This window comes from Pseudomonas sp. HMSC08G10, assembly GCF_001808425.1.
In the GTDB taxonomy this organism is placed as follows: Bacteria; Pseudomonadota; Gammaproteobacteria; order Pseudomonadales; family Pseudomonadaceae; genus Aquipseudomonas; species Aquipseudomonas guariconensis.
This window is the reverse complement of the sequence record NZ_KV793328.1, coordinates 89,316-106,824: the sequence shown is the minus strand read 5'-3', so window position 1 is coordinate 106,824 and position 17,509 is coordinate 89,316. Positions and strand designations below refer to the sequence as shown.

The window sequence follows — 17,509 nt, the reverse complement described above, 5'->3', positions numbered from 1 at the left end:
TAACATAATAACGTCTCTGTCCAGAACCGTCGCCGCCCATGTCCATCACGCCGCTGGCCAACCGTCCTCATGATCATTCCCACTGCGTGCACAGTGCACTGGCCGAGGCCGACGCCCTGTGCACACGCCAGGGCCTGCGCCTGACCGCCTTGCGCCGCCGGGTGCTGGAGCTGGTCTGGCAGAGCCACAAGCCGCTGGGTGCCTACGACATCCTGGCCGTGCTGAGCGAACAGGACGGCCGCCGCGCTGCGCCGCCGACCGTGTACCGCGCCTTGGATTTTCTTTTGGAAAACGGCCTGGTCCACCGCATCGCCTCGCTCAATGCCTTCATCGGCTGCAGCCACCCCGAGCACGTGCATCAGGGCCAGTTCCTGATCTGCCGCGCCTGCCATGTGGCCATCGAGCTCGAACAGCAAAGCATCAGCGAGGCCATCATCACCAGCGCCAAGGGCGTAGGCTTCACCGTCGAAACGCAGACCGTCGAAGTAGTGGGCCTATGTGGCAGCTGCCGGGGGCAGGCATGAGCGATGCGTTGATCCGCCTCGAACAGGTCGGCGTCACCTTCGCCGGCGAATCGGTGCTCGACAGCATCGACCTGTCGGTGGCACCTCGCCAGATTGTCACCCTCATCGGCCCCAACGGCGCCGGCAAGACCACGCTGGTGCGCGCCGTGCTCGGCCTGCTCAAACCGCACCGTGGCAAGGTCTGGCGCAAGCCTCGGCTGCGTATCGGCTACATGCCGCAAAAGATCCAGGTCGACCCCACCCTGCCACTGTCGGTACTGCGCTTCCTGCGCCTGGTACCGGGGGTGGACCGCGCCGCGGCGCTGGCGGCCTTGCAGGAAGTCGGCGCCGAACAGGTGATCGACAGCCCGATCCAGACCATCTCCGGCGGCGAGATGCAGCGTGTGCTGCTGGCTCGTGCGCTGCTACGCGAACCGGAGTTGCTGGTGCTCGATGAACCCGTGCAAGGCGTGGATGTGGCCGGCCAGGCCGAGCTGTACAGCCTGATCACCCGCCTGCGCGACCGCCACGGCTGCGGCGTGCTGATGGTCTCCCACGACCTGCACCTGGTCATGAGCACCACCGACCAGGTGGTGTGCCTGAACCGCCACGTGTGTTGTTCCGGGCATCCGGAGCAGGTCAGCGGCGATCCGGCGTTCGTCGAACTGTTCGGCCAGAACGCCCCGAGCCTGGCCATCTACCATCACCATCACGATCACCGCCACGACCTGCACGGCTCGGTGATCGCCCCTGGCGCACACGTTCATGGAGAGCACTGCAAGCATGGCTGATTTTCTTCTCTACGCCCTGCTCGCAGGCTTGTCCCTGGCCTTGGTGGCCGGCCCCCTGGGATCGTTCGTCGTCTGGCGGCGCATGGCTTATTTCGGCGATACCCTGTCCCACGCGGCATTACTTGGAGTCGCCCTGGGCCTGGCGCTGGATGTCAGCCCCGCCCTGGCGGTGACCGTCGGCTGCCTATTGCTGGCGATCCTGCTGGTCACCCTGCAACAACGCCAGCCGCTGGCCTCCGACACCCTGCTTGGCATCCTGGCACCGAGTACGTTGTCCCTGGGGCTGGTGGCACTGAGTTTCATGCACGACGTGCGCATCGACCTGATGGCCTACCTGTTCGGCGATCTGCTGGCCATCAGCCCCACCGACTTGGCCTGGATCCTGGGCGGCAGCGTCGTGGTCCTGCTGTTGCTCGCGGCCTTGTGGCGTCCGCTGCTGGCCGTGACCGTACATGAGGAACTGGCGATGGTCGAAGGCTTGCCGGTGGCGAGCCTGCGCCTGGCCTTGATGCTATTGATTGCCGTGGTCATCGCCGTTGCCATGAAGATCGTCGGTGTACTGCTGATCACCTCGCTGCTGATCATTCCCGCCGCTGCGGCACAGCGTCACGCCCGCTCACCGGAGCAGATGGCCATAGGCGCCAGCCTGCTGGGCGTGGTCGCCGTCTGTGGCGGGCTGGCGATGTCATGGTTCAAGGACACCCCGGCCGGCCCGTCGATCGTGGTGTGCGCCGCGGTGCTATTCTTGCTGAGCCTGGCGTTGCCCAAGCGCTGAAAATTTAAGGATGCGCGCAGGTGCATCTTGCAACCTTTTGTCAGGTAAAGGGTCTGTAAGACTTATTTTCGAGCGTGCGCACCAGGGTGTAGACTTGCTCGCTTTTTGCGCAAATAGAGAGTCGCAGGAATGAAGCCGTTCGCCTCCCGTTTTCTGCTTGTTGCCGTTTTTTCCCTGTTCTTGGCGGCCTGCTCCAGCACTCCGCCTGAACAGTCGAACGCGCCTGCCCAGGCCGATGCCTGGCAAGCGCTGCAACAAAGCATTGCCAGTAATGAGCTGGCCACCGCTGAAGACCAGTTGGCCGCGTTGCAGGCACAATCGCCAGACGATGCACGCCTTGAGCAGTACCAACGCCAACTGGCCGAAGCCTACCTGCAGCGCAGCCAGATCGTGCTGCAGAAGGGCGACGTCAATGCTGCCGCGACCGCGCTGGCCCGTGCCCGCGCGCTGATGCCCCAGGCCCCGGCAGTCACGGGGGGCGACGCCGTGGCCCAAGCGCGCAAGGCCGAACTTGAAAAGGCCGAGGCCGCGCTCAAGGCCGCCGAGGCCAAGCCCAAGGCCCGCGTCATCGACCCCAGTGCGCCGAGCACCGTGGTGGCGCTCAAGACCACCGACATCCGCGCCATGCGCCGCCAGCTCGATGACGTCGCCGCCGATGTGGTGAACTACCAGTGCGATGTGGTGTTTCAGGTGCCGCGCACCGACGATGCACCCTGGCTCAAGACCTTGCTCGACAAGCGCGTGCGCAAGCTCGATAGCGGTTTCGAGCTGAACCAGCGCCATGAAATCCAGCGCTCGCTGCCCGCGCAGGTAGTGCTGGTCCCACGTCAGCCCTGAGCATTGCGGGGCGCGCTGCGCCCCAATCGCAGGCATGGCCAGCTCCCGCAGAGCGCGGGAACTGGCAAAACACAGCCTGGCCTACGCCGGAATTGCCTCGGCCACCGCCTCCCGCGCCCACACCCGATGTTGCTCCAGCGCTTTCACGAAGGCAGCTACCGCCTGCTGATCATCCCCCAGCAGCAGGCCTGCATCCTCATTCAAGCCCAAGGCATTGAGCAATGCCTTGCCCTCGCTGGCCATTCCCATGGGCTTGAGGTGCTTGTAGGCCTCAAGCAGATAATGCTTGGCCAAACCACTTTTCCCCAGCGCCTCCAGCGCCGCCTTGCCGGCCGGCACCCACAACCCATCGATCATTACCGATGGCATCCCCTCCATCGAGGCATCCACCGCCAACGCCTTGCCCTCGGCAGTCGTCACCGGCGCCGACGTCGGCCCCAGAACAAGCACGCGTGCGCTTTGGGCCTCGAAGGCTTTCACCAGCCGATCGACACTGGCGCCTTCCACCCCATCGGCCACCAACAAAGCAATCTTGCGTCCCTTGATGCCCACACTGCCGGGGTGGTTCATCTGGCTCAGCGCCGGTGACTGCGCTGGCGTCGATCCCTTGACCTGTACCGTTGCGGCTTTGGGCGCCGGCAAGCCGAGGTTGGTCGCCACGGCTGCGGCGAGGTCCAAGTCGATGTTGGCCAGGATCTCGTTCACCTCCCGCACCCGGATGGCCTCGCGCTCGACCTTGCCCAGCTCGAAGCTGTAGGCCTTGATGATGTGCTGCTGCTCGGTCGGGCTCATGCTCTGGAAGAACAACCGCGCCTGGGAGAAGTGGTCGCTGAAAGAGTCGCTACGCTGACGGATCTTGTGCCCGTCGATGCGCTCCTGATAACTCTCGAAGCCTCCGCCATGGGGTGCTGGCGGCGTTTCCTTGGGCCAACCGCCATCGATGGAATTGGGCTCGTAGGAGGCACGCCCCTTGTCGATGGTCATGCGGTGCATGGCATCACGCTGGCTGCTGTGGTTGGGTACGATCGGCCGGTTGATCGGAACTTCATGGAAGTTCGGCCCGCCCAGGCGGCTGAGCTGGGTATCGGTGTAGGAGAACAGGCGCCCCTGCAGCAACGGGTCGTTGGTGAAGTCGATTCCCGGCACGATATGCCCGGGGCAGAAGGCGATCTGCTCAACTTCAGCGAAGAAGTTGTCCGGATTGCGGTTGAGCACCATCTTGCCCAGCGGCGTCACGGGCACTAGTTCTTCGGGAATGATCTTGGTCGGGTCGAGCAGGTCGAAGTCAAAATTGTGCTCGTCTGCCTCCGGCACGATCTGCACGCCCAGCTCCCACTCGGGATAATCACCGGTCTCGATCGCCTCCCACAGGTCGCGGCGATGGAAGTCCGGGTCCTTGCCGCCAAGTTTCTGCGCCTCGTCCCAGAGCACCGAGTGCACGCCCTGGCGCGGCTTCCAGTGGAACTTCACGAATGTGGCCTCGCCCTGGGCATTGATCAGGCGGAAGGTGTGTACGCCAAAGCCTTCCATCATGCGCAGGCTGCGCGGAATGGCCCGATCGGACATCGCCCACATGACCATGTGCGCCGATTCCGGTACCAGTGAGACGAAATCCCAGAAGGTGTCGTGGGCCGACGCCCCGGTGGGGACTTCGTTGTGCGGTTCGGGTTTCACCGCATGGACGAAATCCGGGAACTTGATCGCATCCTGGATGAAGAACACCGGCATGTTGTTGCCCACCAGGTCGAAGTTGCCCTCGTCGGTGTAGAACTTGACGGCAAAGCCGCGCACGTCGCGCACAGTGTCACCCGAGCCGCGCGGGCCCTGCACAGTGGAAAACCGCACGAACACAGGCGTGATTTTCTGCGGATCCTGCAGGAAGCCTGCCTTTGTCAATTGCTCGTGGCAGCCATAGCTCTGAAAGTAGCCATGAGCACCGGTGCCACGGGCATGGACGATGCGCTCGGGGATCCGCTCATGGTCGAAGTGGGTGATCTTCTCGCGCATGATGAAGTCTTCGAGCAGCGAAGGCCCACGCACGCCGGCCTTGAGGGTGTTCTGGTTGTCGGCAATCTTCACACCTTGATTGGTGCGCAGGGCTTGGCCGGTGGCATCGCTGCGCACGCTCTCCAGGCTTTGCACCTTGGCGTTGGTGTTGGCCCGGTCAGGCGTGTGGGTTCCGGCCAGCTGGCTGTCCCTGGGCGAATCCGGAGTCTTTGGCATGTCGGTTCTCCTCGTCATGGCTTTCAGGCGCCCCGTTCGGGCTCGTTCCTGTAGTGACTGGAAGCGCCCCGTGAGCGTTCAATCGGATTACCGGTTGTCGCGTTATGCCCAGCGGATTGGTTGATGACGAAATAAATGCTAAGAACAACTATGGGAAAAGGCTAAAATGCGCGACCCCGGCTAACCGCTGACCCAAATTCCATGCGCCCCACAAGGTTCGCTCAGTGATCGAGTTTCAACATGTCCACAAGACCTACCGCGTATCCGGTAGGGATATCCCCGCCCTGAACCCGACCAGCCTGACCATTGAAAATGGCCAGGTGTTCGGCCTGATCGGGCATTCCGGCGCCGGCAAGAGCACCTTGCTGCGCCTGATCAACCGCCTGGAGGCCCCAAGCGGCGGCAAGATCATCGTCGACGGTGAAGATGTCACCGCCTTCGACGCCAACCAGCTGCGCCGCTTCCGCCAGCAGGTCGGGATGATCTTCCAGCACTTCAACCTGCTGGCCTCCAAGACCGTTGCCGACAACGTCGCGCTGCCATTGACCTTGGCTGGCGAGCTGTCGCGTAGCGAGATCGACAAGCGTGTGACCGAACTGCTGGCTCGCGTCGGGCTGTCGGACCACGCCAAGAAGTACCCCGCCCAGCTTTCCGGTGGCCAGAAGCAGCGCGTGGGTATCGCCCGTGCCTTGTCCACCAACCCCAAGATCCTCCTGTGCGACGAGGCCACCAGCGCCCTGGATCCGCAAACCACGGCCCAAGTCCTGCAGCTACTGGCCGAGATCAACCGTGAGCTGAAGCTGACCATCGTGCTGATCACCCACGAAATGGACGTGATCCGCCGGGTCTGCGACCGCGTGGCAGTGATGGATGCCGGGCAGATCGTCGAGCAGGGCGCGGTGGCCGATGTGTTCTTGCATCCGCAGCACCCGACCACCAAGCGTTTCGTCCAGGAAGACGAGCAGGTGGATGAAAGCGAGCAGCGCGATGACTTCGCCCACGTGCCAGGGCGTATCGTGCGCCTGACCTTCCAGGGCGATGCCACCTACGCACCGCTTCTGGGCACCGTGGCCCGCGAGACTGGCGTGGACTACAGCATCCTGGCCGGACGTATCGACCGCATCAAGGACGTCCCCTATGGACAGCTCACGCTCGCCGTCACCGGCGGCGACATGGAAGCGGCGTTCGCCCGCTTCAAGGCAGCTGATGTTCATATGGAGGTACTGCGTTGATGGACGCCCTTAATTTCTTCGCCAACGTCGACTGGGCCGAAATCTGGTTGGCCAGTATCGACACCATGATCATGTTGTTCGGCTCGCTGTTCTTCACCGTGCTGCTGGGCCTACCCCTGGGCGTGCTGCTGTTCCTCTGCGGCCCGCGGCAGATGTTCGAACAAAAAGGCGTGTATGCGCTGCTGTCGCTGGTGGTCAACGTGCTGCGCTCGCTGCCGTTCATCATCCTGCTGATCGTCATGATCCCGATCACCGTGCTGATCACCGGCACTTCGCTGGGGGTCGCCGGTGCGATTCCACCGCTGGTGGTGGGTGCGACGCCGTTCTTCGCACGCTTGGTGGAAACCGCCCTGCGCGAAGTGGACCGCGGCATTATCGAGGCCACCCAGTCGATGGGCGCCACCACCCGCCAGATCATCACCAACGCCCTGCTGCCCGAAGCCCGGCCAGGCATCTTCGCCGCCATCACCGTCACTGCCATCACCCTGGTGTCCTATACCGCCATGGCCGGCGTGGTCGGTGCCGGCGGCCTGGGCGACCTGGCCATCCGCTTCGGCTACCAGCGCTTCCAGACCGACGTGATGGTGGTCACCGTGATCCTGCTGCTGATCCTGGTTCAAGTTCTGCAAAGTGTCGGCGACAAACTGGTCGTGCATTTTTCCCGTAAGTAACCCCAATGGGGTCGGCCTGGCCGACCCGTTCGGGGGCCGTCGCGGCCCTCACAAGGAGTGATCAATGAAGAAGCTGCTTGCTGTCGTCGCCGCTGTCGCGGCCTTCTCGGCCAACGCCGAGTCCCTCACCGTCGCGGCCACCCCGGTTCCGCATGCCGAGATCCTCAACTTCGTGAAGCCGCAACTGGCCAAGGAAGGGGTGGAGCTGAAGGTGAAGGAATTCACCGACTACATCCAGCCGAACGTGCAAGTGGCCGAAAAGCGCCTGGACGCCAACTTCTTCCAGCACCAGCCGTACCTGGATGAGTTCAACAAGGCCAAGGGCACCAATCTGGTCAGCGTCGCCGGCGTACACCTGGAGCCGCTGGGCGCCTACTCGAGCAAGATCAAGAAGCTCGACGAACTGCCGTCCGGCGCCACCGTGGTCATCCCCAACGATGCCACCAACGGCGGCCGTGCCCTGTTGCTGCTGGACAAGGCCGGTGTGATCAAGCTCAAGGACAACAAGAACATCCTTTCGACCGTCAAGGACATCACCGGCAATGACAAGGGCCTGAAGTTCCGCGAGCTGGAGGCGGCCACCATCCCACGCGTGCTGACCCAGGTCGACCTGGCGCTGATCAACACCAACTACGCGCTGGAGGCCAAACTCAACCCTGAGAAGGACGCCCTGGTCATCGAAGGCAGCGATTCGCCCTACGTGAACATCCTGGTTGCCCGTCCGGACAACAAGGACGCCGAGGCCATCAAGAAACTGGCTGCCGCCCTGCATTCGCCCGAGGTGAAGCAGTTCATCACCGAGAAGTACAAAGGTGCGGTGATTCCGGCGTTCTAAGCCGTCTGCGCGCTGAATGTTTCGCGGGTAAACCCGCTCCCACAGTTACGCCACAGGCCAAAGCGCCGCGGTGAACCTGGGGGAGCGGGTTTACCCGCGAAGCTTTTCAGCCGCGGGTTCAGTCCCGCTTGACCAACCCTGGCAGCTGCGCCACCAGCTTCTGGTTGTTCATCGGCGCACGGATGAAACCACGCTGGCGACCATCCGGGCCGACCACCGCCAGGTTGCCGCTGTGATCGACCGTATATCCAGGCTTGCTGGTATCAGCCGGAATGAACGGAATGCTCAGCCCATTGGCCAGCGCCTGGGTATCTTCGATCGACCCCGTCAACCCCACGAAGTCCTTGTCGAAATAGCCCAGGTACTGCTTGAGCTGGTTCGGTGTGTCCCGGTTCGGGTCCACGCTCACCAACACCACTTGCAAGCGCTCCAGCGCCTCCTTGGGTAGCTCGCTCTTGACCTGACGCAACTGGGCCAGGGTAGTCGGGCAGATGTCGGGGCAGTAGGTGTAGCCGAAGAACAGCAGCGACCACTTGCCCTTGAGCTGATCCAGCGCCACGGGCCGGCCGTCCTGGTCGGTCATGGTCACGTCCGGCACGGTGCGGCTCTGGGGCAGCAGAATGATGCCGGCGTCGATCAGCTCGGCCGGGTTCGCCTCGCTGCGACCATTGAGCACCTTGTTGACGGTCAGGCCGAGGATCAAGGCGACGACGGCGACGAGGATGAAGACGGTTTTCTGGGTTCGGGTCATAGGTTCGGCAACAGGTAGTGGTCCAAAAGCAGTGCGATGAACAGCATGAACAAGTACCCGATAGAGTACTTGAAGGTCTTGATCGCAGCGTGCGGCCTGGTGCCACGGTACAACACCCAGGCCCAGTGGAGAAAGCGCAGGCCCAGGGCCAGGGCACAGATCAAGTAGAGCGGGCCGCTCATGTGGATGACGTATGGCAGCAGGCTCACCGCCAGCAGCACCAGGGTATAGAGCAGGATGTGCAGCTTGGTGTAGCGCTCGCCGTGGGTCACCGGCAGCATGGGGATGTCCGCCTTGGCGTACTCCTGCTTGCGGTGGATGGCCAGGGCCCAGAAGTGCGGCGGGGTCCAGGCGAAAATGATCAGCACCAGCAGCAACGGCTCGGCGCTCACATGCCCACTGACCGCCACCCAGCCCAGCAACGGCGGCGTTGCACCCGCCAGGCCACCGATGACGATATTCTGCGGCGTGGCGCGCTTGAGAAACCCGGTGTAGATCACCGCATAGCCCAGCAACGAGGCGAGGGTAAGCCAGGCGGTGAGGGCGTTAGTGAAGACCAGCAGCACGGCCATACCCGCCAGCGACAAGGCGAGTGCGAAGCCCAGCGCCGGCAAGGGCGCAACCCGACCGTCAGCCAGCGGTCGCTTGTGGGTACGGACCATCAGTGCATCGATGCGCCGGTCCACCACATGGTTGACCACCGCCGCGCCCCCGGCGCAGAGGGCTATACCCAGGTTGCCGAACAACAGGATGGGCCAAGGCACCCCGGCCCGGGTGGCCAAGAACATCCCCGCCAGCGAGGTGATCAGCATCAGCACCACCACCTTCGGCTTGGTCAGTTCCAGATAGTCGCGCCACCCGGCCCGCGCCGGGCGTTCACTCAGAAGCGTCGCCACGCATTAGCCCTCGTGTGCGCGGTGCCACCTGCACTGGTGACCGGTGTGAGTCGCCAGCCATGGCCAACACGGACCTTGTCCACCACGCGAATCCGGTAGTTCACCAGCACCATGCTCAGCAGCAACAGAGCACCGCCCGCGTTGTGCGCAACGGCCACCCCCAACGGCAGATGGAACAGTACGTTGCTGATACCCAGGCTGACCTGCACGCCCAGCACCAGCAGCACCAGCCGAGCCAGTCCGGTGAGACCGTTGCGGTGCAGCTTCCAGCTCAACATCAGCAACACCGCAACGACCATCAGCGCGCCGAGCCGGTGACTGATGTGAATGGCGGTGCGGGCATCACTGTCCAGTTGTCCACCGAGGTAGTTGGGCCCCACGTGCTGGGTCAGGTGAAAGCCGTTGCTGAAGTCCGCCGCCGGCCACCATTGACCGTGGCACGTGGGCAGATCGATGCAGGCCACCGCGGCATAGTTGGCACTGACCCAGCCTCCCAAGACGATCTGCCCGATCACCACCAGCAGCGCCAGCGCCGCCACCCGACGCAGGCTCAAAGGCAGCTTGGGCAACGGCGCAAACGCGCGAGATAGACGCAGCGATAGCAGGAACAGCAGGCTGAGCGTGGTGAAGCCGCCCAGCAAATGGGCAGTGACCACCTGCGGCCATAGCTTGAGCGTGACCGTCCACATGCCGAACGCCGCCTGGGCGAGCACCACCCCTAGCAACAGCACCGGCAGGCGGTACGGCTGGCCGTCCCGGGCATGACGGCGCACCGCCTGGAAGGCCAGCAGCGCGATCACCGTCGCCAATGTGCCGGCAAAGTAACGGTGGACCATCTCGGCCCACCCCTTGGCCTCCTCCACCGGATGGTCCGGGAAGCGCAGCTCGGCGTGTGCCAGTTGGGCTTCGGTCTTGGGCACGCCAATGAAGCCGTAGCAGCCCGGCCAGTCGGGACAACCCAGGCCAGCGTGGGTCAGGCGGGTATAAGCACCGAGCAGCACGACCAGCAGCGCCAGCACGGTGGCACACACAGCAAGGCGGTATCCGGGTCTGGCCATGGCGGCCTCCTAGCCGATGTTGGACAGCTTGAGCAGATGGCGCAGGTCGTCGAGCACCTGTTTGCCGTTGACCTTGGCGTCGTAGCGCAGCACGAGGTTGCCGTGGGGATCGACAATCCACAGCTGCGGACCGGCTACATCGACCTTCTGGCCATAACGCTGGGTATCCAGCGGGTAACGTTGCAATTGCGGGTATTCACGCTCGAGCGTGCCCTGGAATTCGCCGGGCAATGGCTGGGCGGCGGCCAGGGCATGGCTGGCGCGGCTTGCATCGCGGCCCAGGCCAATCTGGATCTGCCGGGCCAGATAGACCAGTCGCTGGCAATCCTCGATGCAGGTAGCCGGGGCGCTGACCAGCAATTGCCAGCGTGCTTCCTGGGCATCGATGCCGATATCCGCGCGGCTTTGACCGTTGCCGATCATCTCGCCGTGGTAGCTGCGCCCCTCTGGCACCCAGAACTGCAGCTTGTACATGCTGGTGGCCAGGATCATTGGGCCCAACACCACCAACAGGATCAGGATCAGCTGCAAACGCCCGCGGCTTCTGGGTTTGCCACGTTCAGGCACGTCCAGTGGACTCGTTACGCCGCCCATGGGGGTTCTCCTTTTTGTCATGCCAGCCGAAGTAGAGGTAAAGCAGCACCAGCGCCGTGGCCAGGGCGAACCACTGCACGGCGTAGCCCAGGTGTTTTTCCGGACCCAAGGCGACCACCGGCCAGTCCAGCCGGTAGCTGGCCGGGCCAGGCTCCAGACGCAGTTCATGGGCAAAGCCCTCACGGCCGAGCTGTTGCCACAGTTGGGCAGGGTCGACGGCGGTCAGCAGATGTGGCCACTGGCCGCCGACCGGGTCTGGGTGCAACTGGAAGGTGGCGCCCGGCGCGACATAGACCCAGGCCTCGAGCGCCAAGGCCTGGGCAGGTGTCTCGAAACGGACCGGCTCGCGACGATCCGGCCAGGGCAGCCAGCCCCGGTTGACCAGCAGCCACAGGCCACTGGCCTGGTCATGAAACGGTTGCAGCACCTCCACACCCGCCCGGCCGTCGCGAATGCTGTTGTCCAGCAACAGGCTGTGTTCACCATCGAAGCGGCCATACAGGTGCACGCGACGATAGGCCGGATTGGCCACCTGTGGCAGTTGGCCGCCGGCCAGGGGCGCCTCGATCCTGCGTTCGGCGAAGGTTGCCAGCAGTGCACGTTTTTCATCGGCACGGCCCAGTTGCCAGCAGCCGAGCGCGATCAGGCCCGGCAGCAGCGCGAGCACCACCAAGGTTGGAACCAGGCCTGGGCGAAACGGCTTCACCGTGTCCTCGCCAGGTCGATCGCTATACTTGGATTCATCACCGCATCCCCCCGGAGTTTCGCCATGCTCAAGGCCGCGATTGTCCTGATGCTGTTGGCCACCATTGCCAGCCTGTTCAGCGGGCTGGTGTTCCTGGTCAAGGACGACGAACACTCGACCCGCTTGCTCAAAGCCCTGACCGTGCGAGTCACCCTGGCCACCTTGACCATCGCCCTGGTGGCCTGGGGCCTGATCAGCGGCCAACTGGTCTCCCACGCCCCCTTCTAAGTTTTCACCCGCTCCCATCTGGTCCGTCGGTGCTCTCTAAAGGCAGTTGCCCTCAGTTCAGAGCACGTACACGAAGATGAACAACCCGACCCACACCACATCGACAAAGTGCCAGTACCAGCTCGCCGCCTCGAAACCAAAGTGCTTGTCCGGATCGAAATGCCCGCGCAGCACGCGGCAGAACATCACGATCAGGATCAGCGTGCCCAAGGTCACGTGGGCACCGTGGAAGCCGGTGAGCATGAAGAAGGTCGCGCCGTAGATCCCTGAGCCCAGCGTCAAGCCCAGCTCGGTATAGGCCTCGTGGTACTCGAAGGCCTGCAACGCCAGGAACGACAAGCCCAGCAGGATGGTCAGCCCCAGCCACAACTTAAGCGGCCCACGATGGTTCTTGCGCAGGGCATGGTGGGCGATTGTGATGGTCACGCTGGAGCTCACCAGCAAGATGGTGTTGATCAGCGGCAGGTGCCACGGATCGATGATTTCCTTCGGTGGCGGAAACAGCTTCGGATCCGGCGTGTGCAACAACGGCCAGGCGAACTCGAACGTTGGCCACAGCATATGGGCGATACCCTTGTGTCCCTCGCCGCCGAGCCAGGGGCCGGCCAGAACTCGCACGTAGAACAGCGCGCCGAAGAACGCCAGGAAGAACATCACCTCCGAGAAGATGAACCAGCTCATGCCCCAGCGGAACGAGCGGTCCATCTGCGCGCTATAGAGCCCGGCGTGGCTTTCCTTGACCACCGCACCGAACCAGCCGAACAGCATGTAGGCCAGAAACAGCGCGCCGACGAAGAAGATCAGTGGCCCATGGGACTCGGGGTGACCGGCCTTGAGATCGTTGAACCAGGTCCCCAGGCCGAACACCGTGATGAACATCCCGATGGTCGCGATGATCGGCCACTTGCTCTGCGCCGGGACGTAGTAGTGCTCATGACTTGCCATTGCTGTTCTCCTTCCCTTAGCGGGCGCCCTGGACGTCCTGGGCCGCGACATGAGCGACCGGTGGGTGGCGAGCGGTGATGTCGAACAAGGTGTAGGCCAGTGTCAGGTGCTTCACATTGGCCGGCAGGTCGCGATCGACGATGAACCGCACGGGCATCTCGATGCGCTCACCGGGTTGCAGCACCTGCTGGGTGAAGCAGAAGCACTCGGTCTTGTGGAAATACGCCGCGGCCTCGGCCGGGGTGATGCTGGGTATGGCTTGGGCACTCATGGGCCGGTCGGTGGGGTTGCGGGCGATGAAAATCATCTGGTTGACCGCGCCCGGGTTGACCTCCAGCTGGTCGGCGGTGGAATAGAAGTCCCAGACCATGTCGCTGGCGTTGGTGGACATGAACTGCACCCGCACCGTGCGCGACGGGTCACTCACCTGGCTGCCCTCGTATTGCCCGCCGGTCTTGCCATTGATGCCGAAGGCCTTGCACATCACGTCGTAGATCGGCACCAGGGCAAAACCAAAGGCGAACATCAGCACCGCCAGCATCAAGAGACGCGTGACCAGGCGTCTGAGCGAAAGGCCGTTCATGCCCGGCGCCTCACTTCACATCCGGTGGTGTCTGGAAGGTGTGGTAAGGCGCCGGCGAAGGCACCGTCCACTCCAGGCCATCGGCGCCATCCCAAGGCTTGGCCGGTGCCGGCGCGCCGCCGCGGATGCACTTGATGACGATGAACAGGAACAGGATCTGCGTGGCACCGAAGGTGAAGGCCCCGATCGACGACACCATGTTGAAGTCGGCGAACTGCAGGTTGTAATCCGGAATACGCCGAGGCATGCCGGCCAACCCCACAAAGTGCATCGGGAAGAAGGCCAGGTTCATGCCCACGAACGAAAGCCAGAAATGCAGCTTGGCCAGGGTTTCGTCGTACATGTATCCGGTCCATTTCGGCAGCCAGTAGTAGGCCGAGGCGAAGATGCCGAAGATCGCCCCCGGCACCAGTACGTAGTGGAAATGGGCCACGACGAAGTAGGTGTCGTGGTACTGGAAGTCCGCCGGAGCGATGGCCAGCATCAGCCCGGAGAACCCACCGATGGTGAACAAGATGACGAACGCGATGGCGAACAGCATCGGCGCCTCGAAGGTCAGTGCACCCTGCCACATGGTGCTGACCCAGTTGAACACCTTCACCCCCGTGGGCACGGCGATGAGCATGGTGGCGTACATGAAGAACAGCTCGCCAACCACCGGAATTCCGACCACGAACATGTGGTGGGCCCAAACAATGAACGACAGGAAGGCGATCGCGCCGGTGGCATAGACCATCGAGGTGTAGCCGAACAGCGGCTTGCGCGAAAAGGCCGGAATGATCGAGCTGACCGCACCGAAGGCCGGCAGGATCATGATGTACACCTCAGGATGCCCGAAGAACCAGAACACGTGCTGGAACAACACCGGGTCGCCCCCGCCGGCAGCGCTGAAGAAGCTTGTGCCGAAGTGGATGTCCATCAGCATCATGGTTACCACGCCAGCCAGCACCGGCATCACCGCAATCAGCAAGAACGCGGTGATCAGCCAGGTCCAGACGAACAGCGGCATCTTCATGAGCGTCATGCCTGGGGCACGCAAGTTGAGGATGGTGGCGATCACGTTGATCGCGCCCATGATCGAGCTGATCCCCATCAGGTGGATGGCGAAGATGAAGAACGTCACGCTGGCCGGTGCGTAGGTGGTGGACAGCGGGGCGTAGAAAGTCCAGCCGAAGTTGGGGCCTCCGCCTGGGCTGAACAGGGTCGAGACCAGCAGCAGGAAGGCCGCTGGCAACAGCCAGAAGCTGAAGTTGTTCATCCGCGGCAAGGCCATGTCCGGCGCGCCGATCATCAGCGGAATCATCCAGTTGGCCAGGCCGACGAAGGCCGGCATCACCGCGCCGAACACCATGATCAGGCCGTGCATGGTGGTCATCTGGTTGAAGAACGCCGGTTCCACAATCTGCAGCCCCGGCTGGAACAGCTCGGCGCGGATCACCATGGCAAAGGAGCCACCGAGCAGGAACATGGTGAAGGCGAACCACAGGTACATCGTGCCGATGTCCTTGTGGTTGGTGGTCAGCACCCAGCGCATCAGGCCCTTGGCCGGGCCGTGGGCGTGGTCATGGCCGTGGGCGTGGTCGTCGATCACTGCACTCATGTCCTGTCTCCTGCAATCCATTGATTGCCGCGAGTTACCCGGTTCATTGCGCCTCCGCCTGCTTGAGCGCCAGCACGTCTTTCGGCGTGACCATGTCACCTTTGTTGTTGCCCCAGGCGTTGCGTTCGTAGGTCACCACGGCGGCGATGTCGACTTCCGAAAGCTGCTTGCCGAACGCAGCCATGGCGGTACCGGGACGGCCGTGGAACACCACGTTCAGGTGCTCTTCCTTAGGCCCTGTGGCGACCTTCGAGCCCTTGAGCGCCGGGAACATCGGCGGCAGGCCCTGGCCCTCGGCCTGGTGACAGGACACACAGGCGGTGTGATAAACCTTGTCGCCGCGCTCGACCAATTCCTCAAGCGTCCACTCCTTGCTGGTCAGCTCCTTGAGCTTGGCAGCCTCGGCTTTTCGCTCGCCCAGCCAGGCGTCGTAATCGGCCTTGGACTTGACCTCGACCACCACCGGCATGAAGCCATGGTCCTTGCCGCACAGTTCGGTGCACTGGCCGCGGTAGATGCCGGGTTTCTCGATGCGCGTCCAGGCCTCGTTGACGAAGCCCGGGATGGCGTCACGCTTGACCGCGAAGGCCGGCACCCACCAGGAGTGGATGACATCGGCGGCAGTCACCAGGAACCGCACCTTGGCCCCGACCGGCAGCACCAGCGGCTGGTCGACTTCCAGCAGGTAATGCTCGTCCTTGGGCGCCTTGTTGTGGATCTGGTCGGTGGGCGTGGCCAAATTGCTGAAGAACTCCACGTCCTGGCCTAGGTACTTGTAGTGCCACTTCCATTGGTAGCCGGTGACCTGGATATCGAGGTCCGACTCGCTGGCGTCATAGATGTCGATCAGGGTCTTGGTGGCCGGGATGGCCATGGCCACGAGAATCAGGAAGGGAACGACGGTCCAGAGGATCTCGACCCAGGTGTGCTCGTGGAAATGCGCAGGCTCCTGGCCGGTGGAGCGGCGGTGGATGACCATCGACCAGAACATCGCGCCAAACACCACGATGCCGATGACCACGCAGATCCAGAAAATGGTCATGTGCAGGTCGAACACGGCGTTGGAAACTTCCGTCGCCCCCGGTGCCATGTTCACGGTCCAGGCGGCTTGTGCCTGGCCAAACACCAACCACAACAGGAGGCCCATCCAGACATGTGGATGTCGCATCATTGCGGGTTCCCCTTATCGTTCTTGTTGTCCCGGAGGCGTGGACGACCGTACGGCTAAGGAGGGGATGGCGGCCAAGACTGCCTGGCTTCGACGACCGAGCCCCTGCAAATGGCAGTCGGGCCTCATCAACGAATCACGTTCAACCCGAGTATAGACAGCGACCAATGGCACGCAACGAAGGCCATGAAAACAACTTCATCGATTGACGTAATCGCTTGAAAGCCTTGCAGTTACAGGGATAGAGCAAAATGATGGCATATTGATATAACCACGCGAACAGACGTGCCTCGGGGTTATAACAAATGCGTCTTAGGCATTCTGGTAAGCGAGCTAACTTAGTGTCTTCCGTTTGTAACGCCTTGTCCCTGGAGTTGTCATGAACATCGCTGCTGTCCGCGAGCAGATCACCCACGCCCACCAACACGAGGGCCAGACCGGCCAACTGAAACAGCGTCTGGAACAACAACTGCCGCATCTGCATCCATCGATCCAACTGCCCGAGCAGGATGCCCAGGGTACTCTGGCGCGCTTCGTCAGCGCCTACATCGATCAGGTTCCGGAACTGCTGGAGGCCGCCCATGAGGTGGCCCGCGAAGCCGGGATCGAGTCGCAGATCAAGCCGGTGCTGAAAATCGCCGAAGCCTACTTCCTGCAACCGCCCAGCGTCATGCAGGGCCATGTCGGCCTGGATTGCCTGCTGGACGAAGCCTACCTGGCCCATCGCCTGGTCGAAGAGGTCAATGACCTGTACATCCGCCACTTCCAGCAGCCGCTGATTCCGGTGGACACCACCGTGGCCAACCTGATCGCCCATCAGTTGATCGGCGAAACCTTCGCCAACCAGTTGGATGAAGTGGTGCACCACTCGGTGGACGAAATGCTCGACGACGAGAGTTTTGCCGTGGAGTCGGTCGAGACTTACCGGGAGAGACTCTGCAGCCCCGAAACCGGCGCGGCCTGGAAGCGCTGGCCCTGCCTGTCCCGCCAGCTGGGCGTGGAGCTCGGCCAGCCGGTCTGATCGACCTGACACATCGCGAGTCAACCCGCTCCCACCAAGGCCCCGAGCCGGCG

At 63.0% G+C, this 17,509-nt stretch carries 19 protein-coding genes; 9 read left to right on the top strand and 10 right to left on the bottom strand.

Annotated elements, in window-relative coordinates:
* Positions 1 to 38 precede the first annotated feature (38 nt).
* The 4 genes from zur (at position 39) to HMPREF3173_RS19425 (ending at position 2,906) form a co-directional block, all read left to right on the top strand.
* Entirely contained in the window at positions 39 to 524 is a 486-nt protein-coding gene (gene zur / locus HMPREF3173_RS19440) for a zinc uptake transcriptional repressor Zur (RefSeq protein WP_043207713.1), read from the top strand.
* Positions 521 to 1,294: a zinc ABC transporter ATP-binding protein ZnuC gene (znuC, locus tag HMPREF3173_RS19435; protein ID WP_043207710.1), complete on the top strand. Its 774-nt coding sequence runs from the start codon at positions 521 to 523 to the stop codon at positions 1,292 to 1,294. The genes zur and znuC overlap by 4 nt, the downstream gene beginning before the upstream one ends.
* Positions 1,287 to 2,069, top strand: a complete 783-nt coding sequence (gene znuB / locus HMPREF3173_RS19430) for a zinc ABC transporter permease subunit ZnuB (RefSeq protein ID WP_070575752.1) — start codon at positions 1,287 to 1,289, stop codon at positions 2,067 to 2,069. The genes znuC and znuB overlap by 8 nt, the downstream gene beginning before the upstream one ends.
* A 129-nt stretch (positions 2,070 to 2,198) precedes the next feature.
* Positions 2,199 to 2,906: a PA5502 family lipoprotein gene (locus tag HMPREF3173_RS19425; protein WP_070575749.1), complete on the top strand. Its 708-nt coding sequence runs from the start codon at positions 2,199 to 2,201 to the stop codon at positions 2,904 to 2,906.
* 81 nt (positions 2,907 to 2,987) lie between these two features.
* Here the strand turns inward: HMPREF3173_RS19425 and katE are convergent, their stop codons facing one another.
* Positions 2,988 to 5,147 (bottom strand): catalase HPII, encoded by a 2,160-nt coding sequence (katE, locus tag HMPREF3173_RS19420; RefSeq protein ID WP_083300099.1) that lies wholly within the window; start codon positions 5,145 to 5,147, stop codon positions 2,988 to 2,990.
* Between the two features lie 206 nt (positions 5,148 to 5,353).
* Between katE and HMPREF3173_RS19415 the strand changes: the two genes are divergently transcribed.
* From HMPREF3173_RS19415 to HMPREF3173_RS19405, 3 genes are all read left to right on the top strand, one after another.
* The gene (locus HMPREF3173_RS19415) at positions 5,354 to 6,361 is read left to right on the top strand and encodes a methionine ABC transporter ATP-binding protein (RefSeq protein ID WP_070575743.1); all 1,008 of its coding nucleotides are present in this window, start codon (positions 5,354 to 5,356) and stop codon (positions 6,359 to 6,361) included.
* Positions 6,361 to 7,032 (top strand): methionine ABC transporter permease, encoded by a 672-nt coding sequence (locus HMPREF3173_RS19410; RefSeq protein WP_043207697.1) that lies wholly within the window; start codon positions 6,361 to 6,363, stop codon positions 7,030 to 7,032. The genes HMPREF3173_RS19415 and HMPREF3173_RS19410 overlap by 1 nt, the downstream gene beginning before the upstream one ends.
* A gap of 64 nt (positions 7,033 to 7,096) precedes the next feature.
* Positions 7,097 to 7,867: a MetQ/NlpA family ABC transporter substrate-binding protein gene (locus HMPREF3173_RS19405; RefSeq protein ID WP_070575739.1), complete on the top strand. Its 771-nt coding sequence runs from the start codon at positions 7,097 to 7,099 to the stop codon at positions 7,865 to 7,867.
* A gap of 118 nt (positions 7,868 to 7,985) precedes the next feature.
* Here the strand turns inward: HMPREF3173_RS19405 and HMPREF3173_RS19400 are convergent, their stop codons facing one another.
* The 5 genes from HMPREF3173_RS19400 to HMPREF3173_RS19380 are packed head-to-tail and all read right to left on the bottom strand — an operon-like array spanning position 7,986 to position 11,872.
* Positions 7,986 to 8,618: an SCO family protein gene (locus HMPREF3173_RS19400; protein ID WP_070575736.1), complete on the bottom strand. Its 633-nt coding sequence runs from the start codon at positions 8,616 to 8,618 to the stop codon at positions 7,986 to 7,988.
* The gene (cyoE, locus tag HMPREF3173_RS19395; RefSeq protein ID WP_070575733.1) at positions 8,615 to 9,514 is read right to left on the bottom strand and encodes a heme o synthase; all 900 of its coding nucleotides are present in this window, start codon (positions 9,512 to 9,514) and stop codon (positions 8,615 to 8,617) included. The genes HMPREF3173_RS19400 and cyoE overlap by 4 nt, the downstream gene beginning before the upstream one ends.
* Complete coding sequence (locus HMPREF3173_RS19390) at positions 9,499 to 10,572, bottom strand: COX15/CtaA family protein (RefSeq protein ID WP_070575730.1); 1,074 nt, start codon at positions 10,570 to 10,572, stop codon at positions 9,499 to 9,501. Before HMPREF3173_RS19390 ends, cyoE begins: the two co-directional genes overlap by 16 nt.
* 9 nt (positions 10,573 to 10,581) lie before the next feature.
* On the bottom strand, positions 10,582 to 11,166 hold the full coding sequence (locus tag HMPREF3173_RS19385) for a hypothetical protein (RefSeq protein WP_070575727.1): 585 nt from the start codon (positions 11,164 to 11,166) through the stop codon (positions 10,582 to 10,584).
* A complete protein-coding gene (locus HMPREF3173_RS19380; protein ID WP_070575724.1) occupies positions 11,132 to 11,872 on the bottom strand; it encodes an SURF1 family protein in 741 nt (246 codons plus the stop codon). The genes HMPREF3173_RS19385 and HMPREF3173_RS19380 overlap by 35 nt, the downstream gene beginning before the upstream one ends.
* Positions 11,873 to 11,935: 63 nt before the next feature.
* On the opposite strand from HMPREF3173_RS19380, the gene HMPREF3173_RS19375 reads away from it, so the two are divergent.
* Positions 11,936 to 12,139, top strand: coding sequence for a twin transmembrane helix small protein (locus HMPREF3173_RS19375; protein WP_043207682.1), 204 nt, complete (start codon positions 11,936 to 11,938; stop codon positions 12,137 to 12,139).
* Between the two features lie 57 nt (positions 12,140 to 12,196).
* Here the strand turns inward: HMPREF3173_RS19375 and HMPREF3173_RS19370 are convergent, their stop codons facing one another.
* Genes HMPREF3173_RS19370 through coxB form a run of 4 tightly spaced genes read right to left on the bottom strand, consistent with a single transcriptional unit; the run spans position 12,197 to position 16,438 of the window.
* Positions 12,197 to 13,084: a cytochrome c oxidase subunit 3 gene (locus tag HMPREF3173_RS19370; protein ID WP_043207681.1), complete on the bottom strand. Its 888-nt coding sequence runs from the start codon at positions 13,082 to 13,084 to the stop codon at positions 12,197 to 12,199.
* A gap of 16 nt (positions 13,085 to 13,100) precedes the next feature.
* Positions 13,101 to 13,667 (bottom strand): cytochrome c oxidase assembly protein, encoded by a 567-nt coding sequence (locus tag HMPREF3173_RS19365; protein WP_070575720.1) that lies wholly within the window; start codon positions 13,665 to 13,667, stop codon positions 13,101 to 13,103.
* A gap of 10 nt (positions 13,668 to 13,677) precedes the next feature.
* Complete coding sequence (gene ctaD, locus HMPREF3173_RS19360; protein WP_070575717.1) at positions 13,678 to 15,267, bottom strand: cytochrome c oxidase subunit I; 1,590 nt, start codon at positions 15,265 to 15,267, stop codon at positions 13,678 to 13,680.
* A 43-nt stretch (positions 15,268 to 15,310) separates the two neighbouring features.
* A complete protein-coding gene (coxB, locus tag HMPREF3173_RS19355; RefSeq protein WP_070575714.1) occupies positions 15,311 to 16,438 on the bottom strand; it encodes a cytochrome c oxidase subunit II in 1,128 nt (375 codons plus the stop codon).
* A gap of 376 nt (positions 16,439 to 16,814) precedes the next feature.
* On the opposite strand from coxB, the gene HMPREF3173_RS19350 reads away from it, so the two are divergent.
* Positions 16,815 to 17,456 (top strand): hypothetical protein, encoded by a 642-nt coding sequence (locus HMPREF3173_RS19350; RefSeq protein ID WP_070575711.1) that lies wholly within the window; start codon positions 16,815 to 16,817, stop codon positions 17,454 to 17,456.
* The last annotated feature ends 53 nt before the right edge of the window (positions 17,457 to 17,509 follow it).

Coding starts and splice junctions, on each gene's coding strand:
- zur (WP_043207713.1), top strand. CDS start 39: ATGTCCATCACGCCGCTGGCCAACCGTCCTCATGATCATTCCCACTGC.
- katE (WP_083300099.1), bottom strand. CDS start 5,147: ATGACGAGGAGAACCGACATGCCAAAGACTCCGGATTCGCCCAGGGAC.
- HMPREF3173_RS19425 (WP_070575749.1), top strand. CDS start 2,199: ATGAAGCCGTTCGCCTCCCGTTTTCTGCTTGTTGCCGTTTTTTCCCTG.
- HMPREF3173_RS19365 (WP_070575720.1), bottom strand. CDS start 13,667: ATGAACGGCCTTTCGCTCAGACGCCTGGTCACGCGTCTCTTGATGCTG.
- HMPREF3173_RS19405 (WP_070575739.1), top strand. CDS start 7,097: ATGAAGAAGCTGCTTGCTGTCGTCGCCGCTGTCGCGGCCTTCTCGGCC.
- coxB (WP_070575714.1), bottom strand. CDS start 16,438: ATGATGCGACATCCACATGTCTGGATGGGCCTCCTGTTGTGGTTGGTG.
- ctaD (WP_070575717.1), bottom strand. CDS start 15,267: ATGAGTGCAGTGATCGACGACCACGCCCACGGCCATGACCACGCCCAC.
- HMPREF3173_RS19385 (WP_070575727.1), bottom strand. CDS start 11,166: ATGGGCGGCGTAACGAGTCCACTGGACGTGCCTGAACGTGGCAAACCC.
- HMPREF3173_RS19400 (WP_070575736.1), bottom strand. CDS start 8,618: ATGACCCGAACCCAGAAAACCGTCTTCATCCTCGTCGCCGTCGTCGCC.
- znuB (WP_070575752.1), top strand. CDS start 1,287: ATGGCTGATTTTCTTCTCTACGCCCTGCTCGCAGGCTTGTCCCTGGCC.
- HMPREF3173_RS19370 (WP_043207681.1), bottom strand. CDS start 13,084: ATGGCAAGTCATGAGCACTACTACGTCCCGGCGCAGAGCAAGTGGCCG.
- HMPREF3173_RS19390 (WP_070575730.1), bottom strand. CDS start 10,572: ATGGCCAGACCCGGATACCGCCTTGCTGTGTGTGCCACCGTGCTGGCG.
- HMPREF3173_RS19350 (WP_070575711.1), top strand. CDS start 16,815: ATGAACATCGCTGCTGTCCGCGAGCAGATCACCCACGCCCACCAACAC.
- znuC (WP_043207710.1), top strand. CDS start 521: ATGAGCGATGCGTTGATCCGCCTCGAACAGGTCGGCGTCACCTTCGCC.
- HMPREF3173_RS19410 (WP_043207697.1), top strand. CDS start 6,361: ATGGACGCCCTTAATTTCTTCGCCAACGTCGACTGGGCCGAAATCTGG.
- HMPREF3173_RS19375 (WP_043207682.1), top strand. CDS start 11,936: ATGCTCAAGGCCGCGATTGTCCTGATGCTGTTGGCCACCATTGCCAGC.